We start from the raw sequence: 24,523 nt of genomic DNA, 5'->3' as shown, positions 1-24,523 counted from the left end.
GTTTGTTTTATTTAATTTTTTGTCATCAATTGATTAATGTTACTTGCGGGATATCGCTTACTTTGTTTGAATCGTCAAATAAAGATAATTTATAAGGATATCTTCGCAATGACTTCAATGCTTCAAAAAATCTCTCTGCTGGGCTGTCTGAGTTTAAGTATCGCAGCCTGCTCTTCGGTTTCCCTCGATAACAATGCAGCTAAAATCCAGACCAAGACCAGCACAACTGATCAAAAGCAATTGATCCAAGTCTATCAAGTCGATGCCAATGGTGTTGGTGCTTCAATCGGAACTGTTTCATTTCAACAAACACCTAAAGGTTTATTAATCACCCCTGCTCTTTGGAAACTTTCTCCTGGCGAACATGGTTTCCACATCCATGAAAATCCATCCTGTGAAGCTGCATTAAAAGATGGAAAAATGGGCGCAGCCTTGGCAGCAGGCAGTCACTTAAACCCTGAAAAAGTCGCACATCATGGTACGCCTGAAACTGGACACTTAGGTGATTTACCCGTATTGGTAGTCAATGAAAAAGGTTTTGCGACAACTCCAGTGATTGCGCCACGTTTAAAACTGGCTGATATTCAGAATCGTGCGATCATGATCCATGTCGGTGGGGACAATTATTCAGATACACCAAAACCATTAGGCGGTGGTGGTGACCGTATCGCCTGCGGTGTGATTAAGTAATCTGAACACTGTGGGTATCTTCCGAGTTATCCACAGTTGCTCTGCTTTTAGCCATTTTTATTTCTTTTTCAATCTCACAATAACAAAATCCAACTGAGCATGAATTTTGCATCTCATCTCTTATTTTAAAGATCATACAAATATTAATGCTAAAAAATAGTGCCTCTTGTTGGCTAACATTGCTTTGCTTTGGGAAATTTATTTGTATGATGATTTCAGAACATATTAAAGAATAAGAATCGTGAAAAATTTATTCCTCCTATTCAATCGCTTTCGCTCCAACTCGATTCTGCTTTATTGCTTACAAATCCTGATTGTGCTTTGCGGTACAACATTAGGCTTATATCAGCTTGGATTCGGGCAACTGATTGTACCTGTGACCTTGGGCGCAATTGCGACCGCACTGACTGACTTTGATGATCGTCTCAGTATCCGTTTACGCAATCTGATGTATGTCTGCGTGCTGTTCTTTACGGTCAGTACCATTTTAGAGTTTCTCGCCCCCTATAAATTTTGGTTCATTGTTTATCTCAGCCTCTCCAGTGCAGCGTTGGTCATGATGGGTGCGCTTGGGCAACGCTATGCCACCATTTCCTTTGGTACGATTTTACTTTCGATCTATACCATGTTTGGTTTAGGAGAATACCCAGCTTGGTATCAGCAACCGAGCTATTTTGTATTGGGTGCCTTGTGGTATGGACTGACTTCAATCTTATTTTTTGTTATTCGCCCAACCTTACCACTGCAAGAAAAGATCTCTACTATTTTTCAGGATATTGCTGAATTACTACAGACCAAATCACGGTTATTCGACCCAGATAATATTGATAATGTTGAAACACTGCTATTCGAACTTTCTCACAAAAATAGCCAAGTGGTCAGTAGCCTGAATCAAGCCAAGAATTCCTTACTGACGCGCTTAAAAGCGTCTCGAGTTAACAACACCAGTATTTATTGGCTGAACTTATATTATTTTGCTCAAGACATGCATGAACAGGTCACCTCTAGCTATCTACATTATGAAAAAATTCATCAGAATTTTAGCCGTAGTGATTTAATTTTCCGTATTCAAAAAAATATGCAGCTACAAGCCTTGGCCTGTCATGATTTAAGCCGAGCGATCTTAGATCATCAAAGCTATCAGCCCCGTGAATCAGCCAGTAAAGCACTAGAAAATCTAGAATCGTCGATGCGAGATTGGGTGCAACAACACCCCAATAATCTTGAAGTTAAAAATCTAGAGCTGATCTTAAATAATTTAAAAAGTGTGCATGAGCAATTTACTCAACTGCAACTCAATCAAAATATTGAACAGCTTTCACCGCAGCAACATCAAGATCATTTGAACTTACTCGATGACGATATTCAGGGTGTACAGGATCTTATTTTAAAAATCAAACAACAACTTAGTCCACAATCAGCGCTGTTCCGTCATGCGGTGCGTTTGGCTGTGATCTTTGCAGTGGGTTATGCCATTTCCTTATTGCCTTTTGCCCAAAATGGCTACTGGATTTTACTCACCAGTTTATTTGTTTGCCAGATCACCTACTTTGCCACCAAAAGCCGTCTCAAGCTCAGAACCATCGGTACTTTACTCGGGGTGTTACTAGGTATCCCCATTCTTTATTTTGTGCCAAGTATTGAAGGCCAATTGGTATTAACCGTCATCTGTGGGGTCTCATTTTTCTATTTAAGACAAAAGAAATATGCACTTGCCACTGTCATGGCGACCTTGATGGTGTTACTGATTTTTAATTTAAAAGGTGCAGGTTTTAGTATTATCCTGCCACGCATTATTGACACTTTTATTGGTTGTGCTATTGCATGGCTCGCAGTCAATTTCATTTGGCCCGATTGGAATTTCCGCAATATCTCCAGCAACATCAAGAAAAATAATCAAACCACCTTCGATTATTTTCATGTGGTGGTACAGCAGTATCATCAAGGACGTGAACTTGATCTGGAGTACCGAACCACTCGACGTGCAGCACATAATGCCCAGATCGAGCTGTCGAATATGATCTCAAGTCTGAGTACAGAACCTCAGCCCAACCAAGAACTCATTCAGCATGCCTTTCGCTATTTGGTCTATAGCCATAGCCAACTCAGCTATGTCTCGGCCTTGGGACATCAACGGGAAAAAATTGAAGATCAGGCGTTATTAAAATTACTAGATAAAATTGAGAATGTGCTCAAGCAAAGTCTGATCGAACAAGCCGCTATTCCGCAACAGCAAGTAGAACGCTTACTCGAAGATATTGATATCCTAAATCAACAGCATCAGGTCTCTGCAAAGCACCCTTTGCTGTTAAAACAAATGAGTCTGTTGCTCGAGACCTTGCCTGAATTAATCATATTAAAAAATAAACTGCTCGCCTTAGAAATTAAGTGAGCGTAATGAGTGCAAGTAAAACTGAAATCAGCTAAAAATATGATACTCGGAAGTGTCATCTGCAACCTGCGAAATATCTATAATATGCTGTTTTTGCAATACTATTCTTCAGGTGAAAGAAGTGAATAGGTTTTGCAGATGAGGAGCGCTAAAGCTGCGCAAGATGGTTACCCTTGCGGAGCTGCGCTCCTCATCCCGAAAGAAAAGTAGGTCGAACCTGAACGATGTTGAAATATATTTCAACTGAAGAGCAAGACGCAGTGGTTTATCCTAAACTAAGGTGAGAGCTCGGGACGACACCGTTAGGATTACTCACATCGCAAATGTTGGAAATGAATTTCATTAAACTCAAGCTAAATAAGCCCCCTATCAACCTAAGCTTAATTCAACCCGTCTTGTTGACGTGCCAGCATATGTTGCTTCAAAGCATGACGTGGTGAACTAAACCAGAATAAAATCAAGACCAGACTGGCTAAAGCAAAGGCCCAAATATGGAAATGCGTATACAGCACACGAACCAATTCAATCACGACAAAATAACTGATCATCATCAACATCGAGACCGCCGCCGCAACTGTTCCTTTTGAGACTTCTGAAGACATCAGTGCAAAACGGTACATCACCGAGAAGCTAATCCCCTCACCCAAACTGATTAAGGTCATACCAATCAATAAACAAGGCACTAAATAGCTTTGCCAAATCACACCCAGCACTAAAAACACTGTACCCAATAACATGATCGGCAGACCATACAAAATGGTTTTACCTAGCGGGAAACGATCAATGATTTTGATGAGGATGATATTGCCCGCAATTAAGCCAAAGAACACAGGAAACTGTGCCAAGCCATATTGCACACTGCTCAATTTCAGCTCATCAACCAAAATGATTGGTGATAAAGCAATCCATAACATCAACGGCATCCCCACCATTGGTAAGGCGATGCTTAAACCCAAGAAGCGACGGTTGCTCAATACCTTTTTAAAGTCATCAAAGATATAACTAAAAGGCTGTTTCGGTTGTTTACGGCTTTCTTGGGTCGCAGGCATAAATTTCTTTAAGCCAAACCAACTGATAAAAGACACCGCAGCAATGGCGACGAAACCCCAATGCCATGACACATAATCAATCAGGAATGCCCCCAATACAGGGCCAAGTAAAGGTGCCAATAAAGAAATATTTGCCATTAATGCCATGACTTTGATCGCATCACGCTCTTCAAAGGTTTCTTGGATCGCAGCATAACCCACTGCAGAAATGACGCTCAGCCCCATACCTTGTAAGAAACGCAGCGTCAGGAATTGTTCAATATTGTGGGTCAATAAAATCAGTAAACAACAAACCGTAAAGAATGCCACACCTGCCAAGAGCACTTTTTTACGCCCGAGACGATCCGAAAGCGGTCCCAACAGCCATGCGACACTGGCACCACCCAACAAATAAAATGACATTGACGACGGTGCCCACGTTGCACTGACTGCAAATTGTTCTGTAATCGACAACATCGCAGGTTGAATCAAGTCATTACCGATATAAACTGAAAATTCGAATAGCACTAAAGCTAAAGGAAACATGAGCGTTATACGGTTTAACGTCATGTTCTGATTATTCGTCATCATGTTTTATTCACAAAAATAACCAACTCGTGTTCGTCCCATTTTTCAAAATGAAAAAGGGATCATCACCACAAGATTTTATGGCTTAGATTTAAATTAAATTTTGATTTCATGCTGTGAGAAAGCATGTGATAAATGTGAAAACACCGTATTCACTAGGTGTATATAAGAAAAACAATTTATTTACGTGAGATTGGTAAATGTTTTACCGTTTGGCTAAATTGCCACGCGCAACTGTAGCACTATTTCAAAATGACCGCAATTTAAACAGCCGATAACGCCCATATTGAGATGTGTATAACCCAAAAGTTATCCACATCTTTGCTGTTATTTCGTACGCAGCTCTAAATTGAACCTATACTTATGGACAGAGATCAAATTGGAAAGTCTCAGTATTTTCCCCTCTGGCACATTGATAGCTTTGCTTTTTATTCACCACTTTCCAAACATCTTGATTGCGTTTTAATTGATATTCTGTCCGCACAGCAATCACAGAATCATCCAATTGTGATTGTTCCACGGTTACCTGTGCATCTGTTGGATTCTCGGCACTGTTAAATTGCTGGTCTATTTTTAAATTGCTATCTTCATGAAATAGATTGGGCTGATCCGATAAGATCGCATGCATTACCGTACTCTTTTGCACAGCCGCTTGTTGCTGCGATGGTGCTGTTGGTTGATGACATGCTGTGAGAAATAAAGCAGATCCCAAGATCATCGCAATTTTATGCATTTTGTACCTATCCAATCCATTTAGCTCATTTATGCTACTATGCAAAACTAAATTGCCACGCAACAAAATGTATGTGGCATGCATTAAATTTGTTGTCGTCATCCAAGATGATGATCATAACAAATGATTAAAAAAACACAGTTTATAACAGCAATATCACCACACTTTGGACATGCCGATATGTCAGATTTAGCAAAAAAATTAACGATTATTTTAATCCTCGGGAGCACCACCTTAGGTTGCTCGAAAAAAGAAGAAGGCCATGCCAGTGATGCAGCTGTCGCGACTGAAAGTGCGGCAATGGACAGCACTGCGGTTCAAGAAAATGCTGTCCAAAATCCAGAACAACTGGTCAGCAATCAACAGAGTGCTTTGGAACAAAATCGTCAATTGGTCAAAAGTGCACAACTACAATTTGAAGTGAAGGACGTGTTAAAAACCACATCAGCACTGGAACAACAGTTATTGCAATACAATGGTTATATCGAAGAAAAACAGATTAATTATCAAGTCAGTGACCGATCTGAGCGTGACCGTATTGATGGCAGTGTCGATATTTATGAAAAGATCACACCCACCGTGCAACTCACGGTTCGTATTCCTAATGCACAGGTGACTAGCTTCTTAAATAATTTATTGCCACTCATGCTGAACTTTAATACCCAGAGTTATGAAGCCAAGCGTTATGAATTAAAATTGCTCGAAGAAAAACTGAATACTGCCAATCAAAGTAACAGCGGATCAAATACGGTGAACAATCAGCTGCAGCAACTGACCAATTTAGAAGTTAAAGATCGTTTGGCTTATAGCACCATTCGACTGGAATTCTTCCAGCAGTCACAAGTACGTAAAACGCATGATCTGAATATCAATCGTATTGCCACTTTAGACAGTGATCCGCTATTCAGTCGGATTTGGGAAGCGATTAAAGTGGGTTTATACGGCTTTAGAGAAACCATTATTTGGTTAGTCATGCTATGGCCGCTGTATTTGGCGATCGCGATTCTATGGGGCGCTCGTCGGTGGTATAAGACTAAAAAATCAAAAGCTGAATAATTTAATTATTGATTTTTGATCAATAGTATTTTGCTCATTTATGCATTTTTACTCATGAATAGATTTTCTAAAATGCTTTCCAGTTTTTAGAGATTTATTTTTGAGTAATCGCATGAGCAATATTTTAATTATTAATGGCGCCAAACAATTTGAACATTCAAATGGTGAATTGAACGACACATTGACCGCTTTTTCTGAAACGCATTTAAAAGCTTTAGGTCATAGCGTTCAAGTCACCCGTACTGACAGTGACTATGATATTCAAGCCGAAATTGCCAAATACCTATGGGCAGATGTGGTGATTTACCAAATGCCAGGTTGGTGGATGGGTGCACCGTGGACCATGAAAAAATACATCGATGATATCTTCACGATTGGGCATGGTTCACTTTATGCCAGTGATGGCCGTAGTCGTTCAGATGCCTCTAAAAAATATGGTTCAGGTGGTTTAATCCAAGGTAAAAAATACATGTTGTCTTTGACATGGAACGCACCGATGGAAGCCTTTACCGATCCAGATCAGTTCTTCCACGGCGTGGGTGTGGATGGTGTTTATTTACCTTTCCATAAAGCCAATCAATTCTTGGGTATGGACTCACTACCGACTTTTATCGTGAATGATGTCATCAAGGCGCCAAATGTGCCAAGTTATATCGAAGCGTACAAAGCACATTTAGACCAACTTTTTGCAGCAAGCCATTAAGTGAGAAAATAACATGCTAACCATTATTGCTGAAATTTATACACATGCAGGTGCTGAACATCGCCAAGCGGTATTAGATGCATTTGAAAAAATCATTCCAACAGTACTGGCAGAAGCTGGCTGTCATGGCTATGAGCCTTTGATTGATCATCTTCCTGCGATTGAGATGCAGGCCACTGATGAGAATACGATTGTCATGTTAGAGAAATGGCAGAGTACTGCTCATTTAGAAGCCCATATGCAAACTGCCCATATGCAGCAACATTTTGAAGCAACCAAAGACCATGTAGCCGATGTAAAAATCCGTATTCTAAACAGTGGGATTTAGAAAAAGGTTCACTATTAATCGAACCCTCATAAATTTTATGATACTCGGCAACGTCATCCACAACCTGAGCGAAGATCAACAAAGCAACGCTTTGTCTGAGCGCAAGATAACTGTTCCTTGCGGAGCTTCGCTCCTCATCCCGAAAGAAAAGTAGGGCTAGCCTGAACAAAGTTGAAATATATTTCAACTGAAGTGCAAGACTTCGTGGCTGATCCTGAAATTGGATGAGTATTTGACCAGACTCCGATCATCTTATTTTCTATTAGATAGATGGACATTGAAGTCGAACTCAGCTAATGAATAAAGCCTGGCTTTACTGATAGTAATGCTGTTTTAAATGACGGCTATAATCCGTTAAATAAGCTTCCAAACTGGCACGACGATCAGCCTTCGGCATCGACTTTGCTGCCAGTTGCTCAATCTTGCTTTGCAACAGTTGAAGAATCGCAGCCTGTTCCGCTTGGGGTAGCTGTGCTTTTTCTTGCTGCTGCTTTTTAATCTCCAGATAATCTTCTGCCCAATGCCGTAATGGATCATTTGCATCCACTTGTGCAAACAGATCGGTAATCAGTAATTCAGGCATCTGCTCTCGGGTCGCCAATTCGGCTGACATCAAACCACGAATCGAATAAAACACTTTTTTATAAGTAAAGTTATCTGCGGTTTGCATCACTTTCATGCCACCTTTTGCCAGTGATAAATAGTGGTGATACAACGCACTATAGTCGATTCGCTCAAGCAATCCATCACGGAAGATCTGCCATTCTGGAAAGGCATTAAAATAGACAATATGTGCTCTGACCCACTCCAAAACAGTAGGGTTGCTTTTTGCCAGTAGCCCAAACATTTTATTCAGGTCATAAGAGACAAAGTCAAAATCGCCATCCATGATCTCGATCAAGTCACGATGCTTTTTATAATCATAATACTGGTCTTTACTCGGTAGATGAAAACCGCGTACATCGTAGTCACTATCAGGACTGGCCATGCCCCATAAACGGCTACCACTCTCGATATAAAATAATGGGATATCTTGGCGTTGTTGAAATAGTTTTTCGATTTCGTGATGGATATTCATTTCGATGACTTCATTATTTAAAAATTTATACTTGTGAGAGACAATACTATTTTTTTACCGTAGTCATTAATTTGATTTTAAAAAAATTATCGTTTGATAAAATCAATCTCTATTCAATATAACAAATAGGAACATGCATGCAACTGACTTATGCGGGACAGGTTTTCTTGGTGGTGGTTGCGATCTTGTGTGTCTGGTCTTTTGTGCTGACAAAGTTTTGGCTAAAACGTTTAGCTAAGAATCGTGACAGCAGTAAGTTTGAATTTGCTTATTTATTTGTGGTGGTGTTTAGCATCAGCTCCTTATTTTTCCCTTTTACTTATTGGGTGTCGCAAGCTGTATATGGTTTAGCGACCAAGCCAAGCTATGATGCAACTGTCGTGAGTTATACCTCAGAATGGGTCGATACCGAACGTACAGATTCCAACGGGCGTAAATATAAAACTCAAACCTTAATGCATACGGCTCAGGTTCAATTCAAGGATGATCAAAACAGAACATTGGTCTTGGATAATTCAGTCCGTTCAGGTGACGTGCCTGTAGTCGGAGATCATATTCAAGTCGTTTATGAAGCAGGTGATCGTTCTGCACAAGAAAAGAGTTGGCGCACAGGACTACTGTTTGCCGCTACCCTATGTATGCTGTTTATTATGGGCTATATCTTGGTCATGATTATTGCCTATGCTTTGAATCGGAATATGAATCCTTACAAAGCCTTTGCTAACTTTTTAATTTTTAGAATTACCCTTCCACTCGGCACAATGGCGATGTTTGGGATGCTGTCTTATTCAGTTTTTGCTTATTTCTTTTTGGGCAATCCACAGAATATACCTGTCTGGGCCGTTGCGATTTGCAGCTTCTTTTCGCTCTGTCTTTTACCGCTGATTTATCATATTTTGACAGGTTGGAAAGCGTACAAGAAATAATTTTTTTATTGCCGTTTATTCTTTAATTGTTGTTATATACGCTGTCCCTACACTTTTACCTTGAAAATCCAATACTGAATAATTTTTCATCAAAACAATTTCATCTAGGATTTTTCCAAATAGGATTTCACAGACCAAAAACTCATTCAGAATTTTCTTTTCTTCATCTTTCAAATATAGGCGTATCATATGAGTTGAATCTTCTATTTTCATAAATAGGATCATACTGATATATAAATCATTATTCTTGTTATGAAAATCAACGTAGTCAGCAGCAATGTCTTTACGATGTAAGCAAATATAACCCTGACAAATCATTTGTTTTTCTATCATTTATTCTTTCCTAATAACAAAAAAGCGCATCTTTCGATACGCTTTTAGCAAAACTTCTTTTATTTCATCAAGCATTAAAGATCAAATAATTTTCCTGGGTTCATAATCCCGTTCGGGTCAAACGCCAACTTCAATGCTTTCATATATTCAATTTCTTCAGGCGAACGTGAATATTCCAAATATGGCTTCTTGGTCATACCGACACCATGCTCGGCAGAGATCGAACCATCATATTTTTTCACAGTATCAAACACGTATTTATTCACCACCTGACACTTGGCAAAGAATTCATCTTTAGTCAGATTCTCAGGTTTTAAAATATTTAAGTGCAAGTTACCATCACCAATATGACCAAACCAGCAGATTTCAAAGTCTGGATAATTATCTGCAACAATCGCATCAATTTCTGCAATAAATGCAGGTACATGGGTAATTAATACAGAGATGTCATTTTTGTATGGAATAAACGGCGCAATCGACTCTGAGATATCTTCACGCAAACGCCATAAGCTTTGAGCCTGTTCTAGACTTTGGCTCATCACGCCATCAATTACCCAGCCTTGTTCCATACAATGCTCAAAAATCTGCATTGCCTTGTCCATGATTGGTTCATATGGTGCTTCAAATTCCAATAACACATAGAACGGACATTGCGTTTCAAATGGACGTTGTACATGACCGCGATCCAATACTTTCTGCATTGCCAATTCACCAAAGAATTCAAAAGCAGTCAGGTCAATTGCGTTTTGGAAAGCATGTAATACAGGCATCACTGCTTCAAAGTCAGGCGCACCCAATACCATGACTTGTAGGTTTTGTGGCTGACGCTCAAGCTTGATTTCAGCTTCTGTCACTAAACCAAGCGTACCTTCACCACCAATAAATAAGTGTTGCAGCGAATAACCTGTCGCATTCTTAATCATGCCTTTGTTTAAACGCAGCACATCACCTTTACCTGTCACCACGGTCAAACCGAGTACCCAGTTACGGGTCATGCCATACTTGATGACTTTAATACCGCCCGCATTGGTGCCGATGTTACCGCCAATCTGACTTGAACCTGCTGAAGCAAAATCGACTGGATAATACATGCCTTGTTCTTCGGCATAATTCTGTAATTGCTCAGTCACCACGCCTGCTTGAACACGGACCATACGATCTGCTGGGAAGAACTCAAGAATCTGGTTCATCTTATCAAAGCTAATTACGATCTCGCCATTGGTTGCCACTGCACCTGCAGAAAGGCCAGTACGACCACCCGACGGGGTAATCGCGACATTAAATTGATTGGCAAGTTTAACAATGGCCTGAACTTGTTCAGTGCTTGAAGGGAAAACGATGACTGATGGGTTCGGATCAAAATGTTTGGTATGATCTCGTCCCCAATTTTCCAAACTGTCGGCATCGGTTTTAATTCGGTTTTCACCCACAATTGCCGTTAATTGGGTCAATAACTCAGGTGTTAAAGCGACTGAAGCATTCATCGTTTACAGGCCTAGCAAGAAGTAAAGATAGAGCATTTGAATAACAACACAATATTTTTCAATATCTTAAAATGGTGTATTCAACATATAGAAACTCGGCAGAACAGCGCAAACCTGATGTTTTCAGATTTGACTATCAGATATCTGCATTTTACATAGAAGCAGGCATGGGATAAAGCTTAGGATAAAGATACTGTAATAACAAAATGTGTATAACCAATAAAATTCAGCTTCAACTGAAAAATTATCAATAATTCTGCTGCGCTAATTTTAAACGGAATATTTATATCTCAAAGCTCTATGCTATAGTACTGCAACTAAATTTTGGCCTTTGTAGCGGAGCCGTAATGAGCCAACATCTATCACTACCTAAAGACAAAATCCGTTTCCTTCTGTTAGAAGGTGTGCATCAAAATGCCATCGATACTTTAAATGCAGCGGGTTATACCAACATCGATTATCACAAAACTGCGCTTGAAGGCGACGCTTTAAAAGAAGCAGTTAAAGATGCTCACTTCATTGGTATTCGTTCCCGTACACAATTAACTGAAGAAATCTTTGAAGCTGCGAACAAACTGATCGCAGTCGGTTGCTTCTGTATTGGTACAAACCAAGTCGACTTAAAAGCGGCAATGTCTCGTGGTATCCCTGTATTCAACGCACCGTATTCAAATACTCGTTCGGTTGCAGAATTGGTTCTTGCTGAAACCATTTTGTTGCTTCGTCGTGTACCTGAAAAATCGAAAGATACACATGCGGGCGGTTGGAATAAAGCTGCGGTGGGTTCATTTGAAACTCGTGGTAAGACTTTAGGTATCGTCGGTTACGGCTCGATCGGTTCACAACTTTCTGTATTGGCAGAAAGCTTAGGTATGAAAGTCATCTATTTTGATGCTGTGACTAAATTACCATTAGGTAATGCACGTCAAGTTGGCTCTTTAGATGAACTTTTGGAAACTGCGGATGTGGTAACGCTACACGTTCCAGATGTTCCGTCTACGCGTAACTTCTTCAAGAAAGAACAATTCGCGAAAATGAAAAAAGGTTCAATCTTCTTGAACGCAGCACGTGGTACATGTGTGGTGATCGAAGATTTAGCAGATGCAATTAAATCAGGTCACATCGCTGGTGCAGCGGTTGACGTATTCCCGAAAGAACCAAAAGCCAATGGTGAAGAGTTCCTATCTCCACTCCGTGGTTTAGACAACGTGATCTTAACCCCACACGTGGGTGGTTCGACCATGGAAGCGCAAGCAAACATCGGTTTAGAAGTGGCTGAAAAATTCGTTGCTTATTCAGACAAAGGTATGACGCTTTCTGCGGTGAACTTCCCAGAAATCGCATTACCACTTTCTGATGGTCAGCACCGTTTGCTTCACATCCACAAAAACGTTCCGGGTGTGTTATCGAAGATCAACACATTGTTCGCTGAACAAGGTATCAACATCTCTGGTCAGTCGTTAATGACTAAAGGTGATATCGGTTACTTAGTGATGGATGTTGACGCATCTGCATCTCAAGAAGCACTGGACACCTTGAACCACGTTGAAGGCACGATCCGCGTTCGCGTATTGTTCTAAGCATTATTTAGAATAATGTCGAAAAAGCCACAGTTGATGCTGTGGCTTTTTTATGGGCGTTTGACTTATTATGTGAATATTATACCAACTGTTAAATAATAAAATGTCGACCCCAATGCTGAAAACACCACTTCATGCTTTATTGCTATTGATGATTGCCATGTTGTGTGTGCAAGGCAGTGGTTCCTTGGCCAAAATTCTATTTCAGAGCTTTCCTGTATTAACCGTTTCCGCTATGCGCCTATTTTTTGGTGCAATCATATTGGCGGTGATTTTTAAGATCTGGACCATCAATTTTAAAGTAGTGCGCTGGAAAGCCATTCTCAGCTATGGTGTTGCCCTTGCTGGCATGAATGCGCTGTTCTATTTATCGCTTGAGCGCTTACCGTTAGGCCTTGCCGTTGCCTTTGAATTTATTGGTCCCTTAAGTGTCGCACTATATCATGCTCGGCAGAAATATGACTTTATCTGGGTTGGCTGTGCAATTCTGGGCTTAATGCTGCTCTTTCCTTTGCAACAGGCACAGCAAGGTCTCGACATGCTTGGTGTATTCTTTGCCATCAGTGCAGGTGCGTGTTGGGCACTGTATATTATTGCGGGGCAAAAACCGTCAGGCATCTCAGGCAACCATACCGTTTGCTTAGGCATGTCGATTGGTATGCTCTGCTTGCTGCCCTTTGCACTCTTTTCAGGAGCCATCGATCGAGTCTTTGAACTGCCAAATTTATACTATTTTATCGGGCTTGCGATATTAGCCAGCGCCTTGCCCTTTACTTTAGAAATGATTGCGCTGCGTAGTTTAACCCCGCTTAGCTTTGGCACCTTGATGAGTTTAGAACCTGCTGTTGCCGCACTTTCAGGCTTTATTTTTCTTGGGGAAATATTGTTTTGGAATCAATGGTTAGCGCTGGGCACCATTATCATTGCCTCAATTGGCTGTACCTTTACCACGCAACAGGCTCGTCAGCAAAAAGAAGCTGGATAATCAGGGTATTCAGTAAGTGTATATGGAAGAATATTTAGAACTCACCTTGATAACCTTAGAAGGCTTATCTGAACAAGCAGGCAAGCCGATTGATCACGCCTCCTATTTAGCCTCATTGATTAACGCTTCAAATCAAGGTCATCTATTTGAATATCGAAAAAATAAGCAATTATTAGGTTACTTCACTGTTGAGTACATGGAACTGCGAAAATGGTTTATTCCGATATTAGTGATCCACCAGAAGCATCGGAGCAAAGAAGTTTTTGCTGCTCTGATGACACAGCTTATTCGATTTATTGAAGATCATCAGGTTGCAACACTGATCAGCCATGCTTTAAAAAATAACAGCCTATCTTTAAAATTCCATAAACGCTTAGGCTTTACAATTATTCGTGAAAAACAGATCGCTTTTGAGCTCAAGCTTGAAATCAACGATGAGATTAAAAACAAATGGTGCTCGATCTTTGCACCACGGATAGACGTTCATGAATAAATATCTCAGCTCTTCCATCTACATGACATGGCTATCAACATGAAAAATATCCAGTTAATCGCTGTGCTGTACATGGTTTTGTCCATGCTGTCCTACCAAATCAGTGCATCCTTTGCCAAGCAATTAATCGCCACGCTTGACCCACTGACGGTAACGATTTTAAGGCTCTGTTTTGCGACCATTTTGGTAGCGATCATGTTCCGTTCATGGAAAATTATTTCCAAATTGAAGGAACTCAAATGGCGAGATTTACTCTGTTATAGTGCAGCCTTGGGTTGTATGAATATTCTGTTCTACACCTCATTAGGTAAGTTACCGCAAGGAATCGCAGTAGGTTTAGAGTTTATTGGCCCATTGGGTTTAGCCTTACTCTCGATTAAACAGCGCAGTGATTATATTTGGGTAGCATTTGCGATTTTAGGCATTGCTTTAATGGTGCCGTGGCACGATGCTCATGCGCAGCACTTTTCCTATATTGGTGCAGCATGTGCGCTAGGTGCTGGATTCTTTTGGGCCTTGTATATTTATTATGGGCATCGTGTGGTACAGCAGAATATCGGTATGCATGCCTTGACCATTGCCATCGGATTATCTGCACTTACGCTTCTCCCTTTCGGTCTTTGGAATAACGCGCCAGTACTGCTAGACACTCAATATTGGGGCAAAGCACTTGTGATTGCCCTACTCGCAACTGCGATTCCTTATGCTTTGGACTTAATGGCACTCAAACGGCTGACTAAGCTCAGTTATGGCACACTTTCCAGCCTTGCGCCTGCATTGGCAGCCTTAGCTGGTCTGGTACTGTTACATGAACGAATTAGCTTGATTCAATGGGCGGCTTTGGCCTGTATTATGGTGGCTTCAATTGGCGTGACCTTACGTGGAGGAAAAGCTTAGTTAAATCTAAGCTACTAACCCGTAATGATCTGATAGCCCAAGCGACAGATTAAAATACTCACTAAAATCAGGAATAAAATACGGATAAAGCCACTGCCGTATTTTAAAGCCAAACGGACACCCAATAACGAGCCCGCAATATTGGCAACTGCCATCATCAGTCCCAAGGCAAAAAGCACATGACCTGTGGGAATAAAGAAACTGAGGGCTGCCAGATTAGTCATGAAGTTGCCAATCTTTGACAATGCCGAAGCATGTAAAAAATCGACTTGCAAGAAACGAATAAAAAAGAAAATAAAGAAGCTACCGGTCCCCGGACCAAAAATACCGTCATAGAAACCAATCGCTAAGCTACCAATCGCAGCCAGCACTAGTAATTTTGGCGTGACCTGTTGATCAACATGGACTTGCCCGAATTGCTTTTTCATAAAAGTATAAATCGCAATTACGATCAGCATAACCAAGACAATCGGTCTTAGGATATGGGTCGGTACTAATGACACACAAGCCGCTCCAATAAAGGAGCTGATAAAGGCGAATAATGCAATCACACCGAGTAACGACCATTGCAATTTGACACGGCGTACAAATGAAAAAGCCGCAGAACCCGTTCCGCAAATAGAGGCCAGTTTATTGGTTCCAAATAAGGTGGCAGGTGCAGTTTGTGGTAAAGCTCCCATCAAGGCAGGAATCTGAATCAAACCGCCACCACCGACGGCAGCATCAATGGTTCCTGCACAAAAAGCAAAGAACGCTAAGGTTAGAATCAGTTCCCATTCCATTGACGATACTCTTATAAATTTAACAAGCGTTTTGGTACTAGACGTTTTTTATCGGTGATTTCAGCCAAGCCTAAGCAGCGCTCTCCATCGAACACCAACACTTCAGCTGCGGCTTCATGATCGATATTACTTTCCTGACCATTGCCAAAATACTTTTCACGGCCTTCGGGCAATTGCACCCGAGGAAAATGCTCAACAGGTGAATAAACTGACAGTAATAATGCATCCCGCTCTTCCAAAGAAAGGCTTTCGAGATATTCAATGGTGTAACTTGGATTAATCTCAAAGTGCCCTGTTTGAGTACGATGCAATTTAGTTAAATACCCACCACAGCCCAAAGCCTCACCAATATCTTCACCTAATACGCGGATATAAGTGCCTTTTGAGCAAGTCACGTCCAATGTTAGGCTATCTTCAGTAAAGCCAAGCAAGCTTAAGTTATAAATGGTGACTGGCCGTGCTTCACGCTCAATTTCGATCCCTTTACGTGCCAACTCATAGAGTGGACGACCATCACGTTTCAAGGCCGAATACATCGGTGGTACTTGCTGAATATCACCACGAAACTGTGCCAGAACTTGCTCAATATCTGCATCTGTTAAAGTGGGTACTTCTCTCTGCTGGAGAACTTCACCTTCAACATCACCCGTCGCTGTGGTTTGTCCCAATTTCACCGTAGTTTGATAACGTTTGGTTGAGTCCAGTAAGTAATGTGAAAACTTGGTCGCTTCGCCTAAACAGATCGGCAATAAACCTGTCGCCAAAGGATCTAGCGCACCTGTGTGTCCTGCTTTTTGCGCATTGAACAGACGACGCACCTTTTGTAATGCAGAATTAGAACTCAAACCTAAAGGTTTATTTAATAGGAAAACACCGCTCAAATGGCGATAAGAACTTTTTTTCATAAAAGAAAAGTCAAAGCATAAAGGCCTATTTTAGCAAAACTCGGCCTAGGATTTAAAAAAGGATTGGCTTTTAGCCCCAAACAGACATAAAAAAATGCGCCAAAGGCGCATTTTTTTGCTTTACAACAAAGTTAAAATTAACCTTGTTTACGAGCTGGTAACTTTTCACGAATACGTGCAGCTTTACCAGACAACTCGCGTAGGTAGTAAAGTTTAGCACGGCGAACGTCACCACGACGTTTCACTTCGATTTTAGCAACGATTGGAGAGTGAGTTTGGAAAACACGCTCAACACCAACACCGCTAGAAATTTTACGAACTGTGAAAGCAGAGTTTAAACCACGGTTTTTCTTCGCGATTACAACACCTTCAAATGCTTGAAGACGCTCACGGTCACCCTCTTTTACTTTAACTTGAACGATAACTGTATCGCCCGGTGCAAAAGCAGGGATGTCTGATTTTAACTGTGCATTTTCAACAGCTTGAACTAAAGGATGTTTACCACTCATTGTGGAATCTCCAATATGTGCGGGAGAGAAGAGGTCTCTGACACCGCTGGGAATAGAGGCTAAAACGCATATCTCCCGTTTAACTTTCCCCTTAAGACAAACGTCTTAAAGAGCCTATTTTTAACTTAAACTAGGTTTAAGCAGAACTCGAAGCAACGCTTCTCGTTGGGTACAAAGACAAACTGATACCAGTTTAACCTTTTGAATTTTTTAACCATTTAATTTGCTGGTTGCTCAACTCAACTTTTTCTACCAATTCTGGTCGACGATCTAAAGTCCGTTGATAACGCTGCAAAAAACGCCATTTCTCAATATTGGCATGATGCCCTGATTTAAGTACCTCAGGTACATCCAGCCCTTCGAAACAGTCAGGCTTGGTATATTGTGGACAATCCAATAAACCATCCACAAAAGAATCTTGTATCGCAGATTGCTCGTCAGACATGACATTTGGCAATCGACGAATAATACTGTCGAGCAACACCATCGCTGGCAGTTCACCACCCGATAAAACGTAATCCCCAATTGACCATTCTTGATCAACGTAATGCTGGATTAAACGCTCATCGACCCCTTCATAACGCCCACACAATACAATCAAACCATCATAATCAACGAATTGTTGTACTGCCTGTTCATTTAAGGTTTTGCCTTGCGGTGACATATACACCACTGGCGCATGAACACAGCCTGCTTGCATTGCAAGTTGTTTAGCATGGGTAATTGCTTGCGCTAAAGGCTCAGCCATCATCACCATACCTGGACCACCACCGAACGGACGTTCATCCACTCGTTTATAGTTGCCCTCAGCAAAATCTCGTGGGTTAATGCAAGTGACTTGCACGATGTCACGCTTTGCTGCACGCCCGCTAATCCCGTGCGCTGTAATCGCTTCAAACATTTCAGGAAACAATGTGATGACTGCAAAAAACACCGCAGACTCCTCTATTTTCCTGCTGCGCTACCTCTCCCGAAAGGATTAGTAGTCTACGCCCCAATTGACGTAAATACGACCAGCTTCAAGATCAACGCGTTGTACCACATCTTTATGCCAAGGAATCATTCGCTCTTCAGCATCAATACTGTCAGGGGTTGCTTTAACAACCATGACATCATTGGCACCTGTTTCAAACAGTTCGTAGATTTGACCGAGATTAACTTCCTGTTCATCTTCTCCAAGACCTAACACAGTTAAGCCCTTAAGATCAGACCAGTAGTACTCGTCTACATCTGCTTTTGGAAGCTGAGATTTGGCAATCCATATATTCGCGCCAACCAGATTTTCTGCACCAGTACGATCATTCACGTCCTTTAATGCAACAACCAAGCCTTTGCCATGTGGTTTCCAACGTTTTACATCAATAGTTTGCCAACCTGCCTTGGTCTCAATGTACCAAGGAAGGTAGTCAAACATATTGCTCATAGGTTCTGTATTAGAGTAAACCCAGAGCCACCCATTCAATCCATAAGCTGAACGTAACTGTCCAATCTGAATACGATCTTCTGGCACATTCTGTGTCGATGTCATGGGCTACCTACTACAATTATGCAGTAGTTGCAGCTTTTTTAGCTTGAGCAGCTAAAGAAGCAACGCGATCTGAAGGTTGAGCACCTTGAGCAACCCAGTGAGCAAAACGGTCAGCATCTAAACGAACTTTTTCAGCTTTACCTTGTGCAGTTGGGTTAAAGAAACCAATACGCTCGATGAAACGACCATCACGTGCATTGCGGCTATCAGTTACAATGATTTGATAGAATGGACGTTTTTTTGCACCACCGCGCGCTAAACGAATAACAACCATGAGAACAACCTTATAATTTTTACGGATTATCCCTGCGCCGACCATCGGCAACACTTCAAACCCCTTTCATAGAGGGCAATATTCTACGTTATATTTGCCTCGAAAGAAAGATTAAATTTTGGGTTATCCACAGTCTTGAATTTAATTTAGAAAAACTGCTGAGTTACCAGTCTTCTGCACTATTTCCACAGCCTGATGTCGTGATATTTGCAGCCGTTTTTGTCTTACACTTAAGGCCTGCGCTTGTTAATAACAAGGAAAAATTCCTCGGACTTTGACTCACGGCTTTTAATGACCATGCCTGAGTATTGACCGTTAATGTTAACGTGAACTTTTGGTTACCACTGCTTGCATTTACAGGTAAAAGCAACATTGTTTTTGTCGCATTATCCACATCTGCGTATGGCCCTTGATTAAGTACAGGATCTCTCAAGATAAAGCCATCATAACTAAAATTACGTGAGCGATGTTTTTCCAAAAGGGCTGCAACTTTAAGCATTTCTTGTTGTGCCGTAGATAAGTCTGCACGGCGGATATAGGTGTCATAGCTTGGAATCGCAATCGCAGCAATAATTGCCACGATTGCAACTGTAATCATCAGTTCAATTAGAGTAAAACCTGTGTAACGTTTCCTCGGTACACAAGAACGATTACTAGACCGGAAGCGATAAGAAACACGTGGTCTTACCACTTCCGAAGCCACACATTGACATAACTGCATTTTATTCATTACGTTCATACCAAGTCAGTGGCACCAATTGGCGACGCATCGTATTCATAGGAAGTTTACTATTCCCAATTTTATCTTTTGCATTTGGATTAAGGAGTTGACGAGTCAGACCATTTTTATCACTTAGTCCAATTCCAGAACCGACCATCGAATCCACAATACCATGCCCAGCACCAAAGCTCATGGTCACGTCTTTAACATCTTGTTCACATACCCCAAACGGTAAACAGAAGCGTTGAACGGTCGTTGCACCATTGGCCTGAATTTTACAACCATTCCCCACTGTGGTATTGGGATTATAGACACTGGCATAAAGGCTCTTATTCATCACCACCATTTCGCTCAATACTTTACTACCTGTTTGATTGGTGAGACTCACTTCATTACCTTGTGCATCCAGCTCTTTTCCAACAATGCTATTGGCCTGTACATACCAACCATTAGGCAGCGTCGCTTTGACTTGCACCAGATTTTTTCCTTTCAAATCACTTGCTGTCAGCATCGATTTAAGGTCCGTTGGCAAGAGTTTAGGCGTGCTATTCCCCGAAGCGGTGAAATTTCTACGTACTACATCCTGATCAAAGAGATTGTAAATCGTACTGCTTGAAGCCTTGTCACTATATGGAAGGCTACGATTTCCTGACGCAATGCTGACCACTGCAAGCGGTTGTTCATAGCCGTATACACTAAAGTTTGGTGCTTCATAGAAACGACTATTGCTATCCTTGAACAACACGCTATAACCACCACAACTACCAACTTTTGCACCAAAGTCTTTAGTTAGATCAATCCGCCAAACCTGCCCACCAAGATCACCAAAATATAGGTGATCTGTAATACCATCCCCATCACGATCAACGGCATTGATACGACTCACAACGCTGTATAGATCTTTCATTTTCAATCCATAGCTCACATCATCTGGATTACATGAGGTTGTTTGACTATCTCCACCTGCATACCAAATCAAATCACCATTATCAGCATCAAACATATAGATCATACGACCTTTGGTCGCAGCTGTAATTGTAGGTACCACTTTTTCATATTCCATGTCATAGCCACCACCTACCAACATCACACGTTTTGCAGCACCTTTATACATAATGGTGGTGATCGTCGGTTTAGACCAACTTTGTCCCATGGATGCCAAGGCAGTATTGATAGTGGTTTTATAGCTTCCGTTCGTTTGTAGACTGATAATACGGTTATTGTCTGGATCAATGTGAAATTTGAGTTTTGGTTGGTTGATATCACTCAAATCCAAAGCATAGTAGCTACGTCCACCCATGCGTAAACCGCCATAGGCCATTTGCTTCCCTTTCGCGAGGACTTTACCGTCTTTTTTAATTTCACCGACCGTTGCGACCACTTCACTACTGGTACTACCACTACTCATAGCTTTCATACCATATGCATATTCACTATAGGTTGTCCAAGCACCATCGATACCATAGGCCATATTTGCTTTCACACCAGACGGCTTATCCAAGAACGCTTGGCTCTGTTGCGAATTTTCTAGCATCTCATTCGGCACAAAAGCAAAAGTTTCCTCGCCAGTTTTAGCATCGACCACATGTAATAAACCTTGTGTTGTACCAAACAACATATAATCTTTGCGCTCTTTAATACTATTATCCGTATTAAAAGTCGCTTCCTGAGTCAATTTAATCGGAGTCGAGTGCAGATTCATTCCCACCTGCCAGTTGGTACGATTTGCTTCAGTCAAATCAGCTGTTGTTGCGGCATTACCCACGTTGTAGCCTAATAAATTCATTAGCAAATAGCCTTTAGCATCTGTCTGAGAAGTCGTTCCAGAACCACATTTCACATCTAGATATTTATTATCAATCGTTTTTAGAGCCCCCACTTCTGTAAATTGATACGTTGTCGTATTTGCAATTTGTTGACAATCACGGTTTATTAGTATTTTACGTTCGGTAATAATCGGTCTGGTCGGATCTGAATTATCAGTCTTGTTTTTTAAATTTTTAAGTTTAGCCAGTACCCCACCTTTATTCCAATCTTGCACATCATAAGTTGTTGAAGCAGCATCCCATGCATCTTTGAGTTTATTCACCGAATTATCGTTTTCTACATAATATTTTTTAAAGTTACCAATCCAACTAGCTTTCTCAGTCGGTTCAAACATGCTTTTATAGACTTCATTCGTCATACGATAAGGTGTCAGTGGATCCTCTGGAAGCGTTTGCAAACCAATTGGGTCACCATCTGTCACACCTAAGTCATCATGAAAATCCTTGATACTTTGTGCAATATTTTGGCTATTCGCAGCGTTATACCAACCACCGCCACCAATGACTCCCCAGCGTGCCATATTTTTAATATCTTCTGGATTTCTTGGTAATAAACGGTCTAGCAGACTAGTAATCCCTGTGGTTAAGCCACTACCGATCAAACTATTTGGCAACAACCCATCGAGAAGTGCACCAGTTGTCCCTAATAGATCCCTGACTGCTTTTGGCACAATACCTGTCAACAATTGATCCTGTGCAACATTAGTACTTGAGATTTGATTCAAGCCTTTGGTATCAGAACTATTTTCTTGTCCAGCAATATACTCTGGAAGTTGTAAAAACGAACGATCCAACCCGATTACTGCTGTTTTAATTGGGTTGGCTTTCAATGCTCGAATGTCACGTGCATAAGCACCGATACACTGCCAAGTTGCAAAATCAGTATTATCATTTGCGTTTTTATTATTTCCTAAAGTTGTCGCTTTCAGATCAGTTGAATTACATCGAAAGCCCCAACTGTCATTCAAACGTCCATCTTTATATTGCACACTTAAACTCTGGCTATTATCCAGTGAACGCGCCATCAAACGCTCCATCGCAACTTTGGTCGCATCAGACTGGCTGCCTTGAGGTTGCAATAAAGAGTCTGTTAATGTCGGGGCAATCGTTGGCACACCACCTGCAATCACCATTAAACCATTGGCATCACATTGTGGGGCCGTAGATGGCGCTTGGTAAAAATTGCCATTAGTTTTAATCAGTGGATTAATTGTACTGTTATTTTTTTGGCTATCTTTAAAACCACTATATTTGGCATCAACATCGGCACGATATTCATAAAATATCTCTTGTTTGCCGACTTGTAATATTCCCAACAAATTTAATAGGTTTCCATCGACTTTTTTATAACCATTGGTATTTACTCCCAACAGACCAGCATATTTCCAATCAGCACAGGTCATGCCATCGGCTTTCCAAGCATTACACTCATAATCAGTCCATAGCAGGGATATCCCACCAATCCCTAATAAAGCATTGCGTTTAGCATATTGCCTTGCACCCGTCCCCTTGGTGGTATTACCCAACAAGTAGGCGCCTGTTTCTGCATAGGTACTCGCCATTGGATTATTACCACCAAGGCCGAGCATAGTAAGCACATCATTTAAGGCATTATTGGTATTTTCAAGATTTAATAATTCACTGACCGCATCAAGTGGATTACTTAATATTTTCCCCAGTGTGGCAAACACATCATTGAGTAATCCATTGATTAACTTAGGCACAATCAAAAGTAGACTTTGTAAATTGAATTCACCTTTTGAATCCATATTTGCACTAGCAATATAGTCAATCATATGTTGACGATGCGTCTGGGTTTTCCCGTTATAGAGATAAGTATCACTGAGGAGTTTAGGTTCAAATACAATTGCACCAGCACGATCATTCACGGTTTGGTTATAAGGTGAGACCGATAAGCCGACCATAGTGCTGTCAGGTATTTGATCTATATTAGGCAGACCAGCCTCACCTTTTTTCCCTTTCAAAACATCAGTAAGTGCCATGCGGACACGTGAGTTTTTATCATAACAACGATAAATTCCCACAGTAGATGAATTGGTCACTGATTTAAGCAAACTAATATCAATGAGCGGATCACAAGTTTCGCGGATGTATTGTTCAGCAGATAACCCCGTTTTTACCCCCAATAAACCATTGAGTAAGTTATCTAACAACTTAACCGTTGCATCTGTAGTCACCACCGTACACGACTGCCGAGGAAAGGGATAAGCCGTGCTCGGCTGTTCTGTTTTAATCTCAGCAATGGAGTCTAGTATTCCCTGACCTTGCCCGTTACCAAGCAACCCTTTCAAGATCAACTGATTGACTAAATCAGTCGCTTCTTTGGTTACATCAATCAGATCTGTTTGGCCTGCGACCTTAATCCCCAAATTCAAGCCATTTTTACCTAATACGTCGGTAACACCCTGATCTATACACAATGGATAATCTTTCACTAAATCTAAAAGACCTGCTCCACCCATGCTCCGAGACTGATCAACCATCAACATTAGGCGTTTTTTATTGCCCACTGCTGGTTGGTAAATCTCAATATCACTGGCAGAGGCGACTGATGAAAGAATCAAAAAACTAGATGCGATCGTACACCCCAACAATAATGCTTTGGTTCTCTTTTCTTTTGGATGATCATGTTTAATCTGGCTTTTTATCTTATTATTATTCAT

The 24,523-nt window shown here is 41.1% G+C and carries 23 protein-coding genes; 10 read left to right on the top strand and 13 right to left on the bottom strand.

What is annotated here, in order from left to right; translation table 11 throughout:
• Positions 1-108: 108 nt before the first annotated feature.
• Together sodC and yccS are read left to right on the top strand one after the other, a co-directional pair.
• Positions 109-690 carry a superoxide dismutase family protein gene (sodC, locus tag NDN11_RS01715; RefSeq protein ID WP_167248648.1) on the top strand — a complete coding sequence of 194 codons (582 nt, stop codon included), beginning with the start codon at positions 109-111 and terminating at the stop codon, positions 688-690.
• Between the two features lie 241 nt (positions 691-931).
• A complete protein-coding gene (gene yccS, locus NDN11_RS01710; protein WP_251110606.1) occupies positions 932-3,082 on the top strand; it encodes a YccS family putative transporter in 2,151 nt (716 codons plus the stop codon).
• 380 nt (positions 3,083-3,462) lie between these two features.
• Here yccS and craA read toward each other — a convergent pair whose 3' ends face one another.
• Entirely contained in the window at positions 3,463-4,698 is a 1,236-nt protein-coding gene (craA, locus tag NDN11_RS01705) for a chloramphenicol efflux MFS transporter CraA (protein WP_502801365.1), read from the bottom strand.
• Between the two features lie 361 nt (positions 4,699-5,059).
• Positions 5,060-5,431, bottom strand: a complete 372-nt coding sequence (locus NDN11_RS01700; protein ID WP_251110605.1) for a hypothetical protein — start codon at positions 5,429-5,431, stop codon at positions 5,060-5,062.
• A gap of 180 nt (positions 5,432-5,611) precedes the next feature.
• On the opposite strand from NDN11_RS01700, the gene NDN11_RS01695 reads away from it, so the two are divergent.
• From NDN11_RS01695 to NDN11_RS01685, 3 genes are all read left to right on the top strand, one after another.
• Complete coding sequence (locus NDN11_RS01695; RefSeq protein ID WP_251110604.1) at positions 5,612-6,487, top strand: DUF4349 domain-containing protein; 876 nt, start codon at positions 5,612-5,614, stop codon at positions 6,485-6,487.
• A 112-nt stretch (positions 6,488-6,599) separates the two neighbouring features.
• Positions 6,600-7,190 carry an NAD(P)H-dependent oxidoreductase gene (locus NDN11_RS01690; RefSeq protein ID WP_251110603.1) on the top strand — a complete coding sequence of 197 codons (591 nt, stop codon included), beginning with the start codon at positions 6,600-6,602 and terminating at the stop codon, positions 7,188-7,190.
• Between the two features lie 13 nt (positions 7,191-7,203).
• Positions 7,204-7,518, top strand: coding sequence for a putative quinol monooxygenase (locus NDN11_RS01685; RefSeq protein ID WP_251110602.1), 315 nt, complete (start codon positions 7,204-7,206; stop codon positions 7,516-7,518).
• A 313-nt stretch (positions 7,519-7,831) separates the two neighbouring features.
• On the opposite strand, the gene NDN11_RS01680 is transcribed toward NDN11_RS01685, so the two are convergent.
• Complete coding sequence (locus NDN11_RS01680) at positions 7,832-8,596, bottom strand: nucleotidyltransferase domain-containing protein (RefSeq protein WP_251110601.1); 765 nt, start codon at positions 8,594-8,596, stop codon at positions 7,832-7,834.
• Positions 8,597-8,733: 137 nt separating this feature from the next.
• Between NDN11_RS01680 and NDN11_RS01675 the strand changes: the two genes are divergently transcribed.
• Positions 8,734-9,522 carry a xanthine permease gene (locus NDN11_RS01675; RefSeq protein WP_251110600.1) on the top strand — a complete coding sequence of 263 codons (789 nt, stop codon included), beginning with the start codon at positions 8,734-8,736 and terminating at the stop codon, positions 9,520-9,522.
• Between the two features lie 15 nt (positions 9,523-9,537).
• On the opposite strand, the gene NDN11_RS01670 is transcribed toward NDN11_RS01675, so the two are convergent.
• Positions 9,538-9,855 (bottom strand): hypothetical protein, encoded by a 318-nt coding sequence (locus tag NDN11_RS01670; RefSeq protein WP_251110599.1) that lies wholly within the window; start codon positions 9,853-9,855, stop codon positions 9,538-9,540.
• A gap of 74 nt (positions 9,856-9,929) precedes the next feature.
• Positions 9,930-11,339: a D-2-hydroxyglutarate dehydrogenase gene (locus NDN11_RS01665; RefSeq protein WP_004803999.1), complete on the bottom strand. Its 1,410-nt coding sequence runs from the start codon at positions 11,337-11,339 to the stop codon at positions 9,930-9,932.
• Positions 11,340-11,686: 347 nt separating this feature from the next.
• Here NDN11_RS01665 and serA point away from each other — a divergent pair, with 347 nt between their 5' ends.
• From serA to NDN11_RS01645, 4 genes are all read left to right on the top strand, one after another.
• Entirely contained in the window at positions 11,687-12,919 is a 1,233-nt protein-coding gene (serA, locus tag NDN11_RS01660; protein WP_004657532.1) for a phosphoglycerate dehydrogenase, read from the top strand.
• A 103-nt stretch (positions 12,920-13,022) separates the two neighbouring features.
• Positions 13,023-13,904: an EamA family transporter gene (locus tag NDN11_RS01655; RefSeq protein ID WP_251110598.1), complete on the top strand. Its 882-nt coding sequence runs from the start codon at positions 13,023-13,025 to the stop codon at positions 13,902-13,904.
• Positions 13,905-13,926: 22 nt separating this feature from the next.
• On the top strand, positions 13,927-14,397 hold the full coding sequence (locus NDN11_RS01650; RefSeq protein ID WP_251111467.1) for a GNAT family N-acetyltransferase: 471 nt from the start codon (positions 13,927-13,929) through the stop codon (positions 14,395-14,397).
• Positions 14,398-14,436: 39 nt separating this feature from the next.
• Positions 14,437-15,294: an EamA family transporter gene (locus NDN11_RS01645; RefSeq protein ID WP_251110597.1), complete on the top strand. Its 858-nt coding sequence runs from the start codon at positions 14,437-14,439 to the stop codon at positions 15,292-15,294.
• 14 nt (positions 15,295-15,308) lie between these two features.
• Here NDN11_RS01645 and NDN11_RS01640 read toward each other — a convergent pair whose 3' ends face one another.
• The 8 genes from NDN11_RS01640 to NDN11_RS01605 form a co-directional block, all read right to left on the bottom strand.
• Entirely contained in the window at positions 15,309-16,076 is a 768-nt protein-coding gene (locus NDN11_RS01640; RefSeq protein WP_251110596.1) for a sulfite exporter TauE/SafE family protein, read from the bottom strand.
• A gap of 11 nt (positions 16,077-16,087) precedes the next feature.
• On the bottom strand, positions 16,088-16,981 hold the full coding sequence (gene truB / locus NDN11_RS01635) for a tRNA pseudouridine(55) synthase TruB (RefSeq protein WP_251110595.1): 894 nt from the start codon (positions 16,979-16,981) through the stop codon (positions 16,088-16,090).
• A gap of 137 nt (positions 16,982-17,118) precedes the next feature.
• Positions 17,119-17,490: a 50S ribosomal protein L19 gene (gene rplS / locus NDN11_RS01630; protein WP_004657502.1), complete on the bottom strand. Its 372-nt coding sequence runs from the start codon at positions 17,488-17,490 to the stop codon at positions 17,119-17,121.
• 193 nt (positions 17,491-17,683) lie between these two features.
• Positions 17,684-18,424 (bottom strand): tRNA (guanosine(37)-N1)-methyltransferase TrmD, encoded by a 741-nt coding sequence (gene trmD / locus NDN11_RS01625; protein ID WP_251110594.1) that lies wholly within the window; start codon positions 18,422-18,424, stop codon positions 17,684-17,686.
• 45 nt (positions 18,425-18,469) lie between these two features.
• Positions 18,470-19,018 (bottom strand): ribosome maturation factor RimM, encoded by a 549-nt coding sequence (rimM, locus tag NDN11_RS01620; RefSeq protein WP_005275908.1) that lies wholly within the window; start codon positions 19,016-19,018, stop codon positions 18,470-18,472.
• 16 nt (positions 19,019-19,034) lie between these two features.
• Entirely contained in the window at positions 19,035-19,292 is a 258-nt protein-coding gene (gene rpsP / locus NDN11_RS01615; RefSeq protein ID WP_004660208.1) for a 30S ribosomal protein S16, read from the bottom strand.
• Positions 19,293-19,455: 163 nt separating this feature from the next.
• Positions 19,456-19,890: a type IV pilin protein gene (locus NDN11_RS01610; RefSeq protein WP_251111466.1), complete on the bottom strand. Its 435-nt coding sequence runs from the start codon at positions 19,888-19,890 to the stop codon at positions 19,456-19,458.
• A gap of 124 nt (positions 19,891-20,014) precedes the next feature.
• The gene (locus tag NDN11_RS01605) at positions 20,015-24,523 is read right to left on the bottom strand and encodes a pilus assembly protein (RefSeq protein ID WP_251110593.1); all 4,509 of its coding nucleotides are present in this window, start codon (positions 24,521-24,523) and stop codon (positions 20,015-20,017) included.

This window comes from Acinetobacter sp. C26M, assembly GCF_023702675.1.
Classification (GTDB): domain Bacteria; phylum Pseudomonadota; class Gammaproteobacteria; order Pseudomonadales; family Moraxellaceae; genus Acinetobacter.
Note: the sequence above shows the minus strand (reverse complement) of the source record. Positions and strands in the feature narration are given on the sequence as shown.

Bases quoted from the DNA above. Each gene is read 5' to 3' on its own strand.
- sodC (WP_167248648.1), top strand. From the start codon at position 109: ATGACTTCAATGCTTCAAAAAATCTCTCTGCTGGGCTGTCTGAGTTTA.
- craA (WP_502801365.1), bottom strand. From the start codon at position 4,698: ATGACGAATAATCAGAACATGACGTTAAACCGTATAACGCTCATGTTT.
- NDN11_RS01700 (WP_251110605.1), bottom strand. From the start codon at position 5,431: ATGCATAAAATTGCGATGATCTTGGGATCTGCTTTATTTCTCACAGCA.
- NDN11_RS01695 (WP_251110604.1), top strand. From the start codon at position 5,612: ATGTCAGATTTAGCAAAAAAATTAACGATTATTTTAATCCTCGGGAGC.
- NDN11_RS01690 (WP_251110603.1), top strand. From the start codon at position 6,600: ATGAGCAATATTTTAATTATTAATGGCGCCAAACAATTTGAACATTCA.
- NDN11_RS01685 (WP_251110602.1), top strand. From the start codon at position 7,204: ATGCTAACCATTATTGCTGAAATTTATACACATGCAGGTGCTGAACAT.
- NDN11_RS01680 (WP_251110601.1), bottom strand. From the start codon at position 8,596: ATGAATATCCATCACGAAATCGAAAAACTATTTCAACAACGCCAAGAT.
- NDN11_RS01675 (WP_251110600.1), top strand. From the start codon at position 8,734: ATGCAACTGACTTATGCGGGACAGGTTTTCTTGGTGGTGGTTGCGATC.
- NDN11_RS01670 (WP_251110599.1), bottom strand. From the start codon at position 9,855: ATGATAGAAAAACAAATGATTTGTCAGGGTTATATTTGCTTACATCGT.
- NDN11_RS01665 (WP_004803999.1), bottom strand. From the start codon at position 11,339: ATGAATGCTTCAGTCGCTTTAACACCTGAGTTATTGACCCAATTAACG.
- serA (WP_004657532.1), top strand. From the start codon at position 11,687: ATGAGCCAACATCTATCACTACCTAAAGACAAAATCCGTTTCCTTCTG.
- NDN11_RS01655 (WP_251110598.1), top strand. From the start codon at position 13,023: ATGTCGACCCCAATGCTGAAAACACCACTTCATGCTTTATTGCTATTG.
- NDN11_RS01650 (WP_251111467.1), top strand. From the start codon at position 13,927: ATGGAAGAATATTTAGAACTCACCTTGATAACCTTAGAAGGCTTATCT.
- NDN11_RS01645 (WP_251110597.1), top strand. From the start codon at position 14,437: ATGAAAAATATCCAGTTAATCGCTGTGCTGTACATGGTTTTGTCCATG.
- NDN11_RS01640 (WP_251110596.1), bottom strand. From the start codon at position 16,076: ATGGAATGGGAACTGATTCTAACCTTAGCGTTCTTTGCTTTTTGTGCA.
- truB (WP_251110595.1), bottom strand. From the start codon at position 16,981: ATGAAAAAAAGTTCTTATCGCCATTTGAGCGGTGTTTTCCTATTAAAT.
- rplS (WP_004657502.1), bottom strand. From the start codon at position 17,490: ATGAGTGGTAAACATCCTTTAGTTCAAGCTGTTGAAAATGCACAGTTA.
- rimM (WP_005275908.1), bottom strand. From the start codon at position 19,018: ATGACATCGACACAGAATGTGCCAGAAGATCGTATTCAGATTGGACAG.
- rpsP (WP_004660208.1), bottom strand. From the start codon at position 19,292: ATGGTTGTTATTCGTTTAGCGCGCGGTGGTGCAAAAAAACGTCCATTC.
- NDN11_RS01610 (WP_251111466.1), bottom strand. From the start codon at position 19,890: ATGATTACAGTTGCAATCGTGGCAATTATTGCTGCGATTGCGATTCCA.
- NDN11_RS01605 (WP_251110593.1), bottom strand. From the start codon at position 24,523: ATGAATAATAATAAGATAAAAAGCCAGATTAAACATGATCATCCAAAA.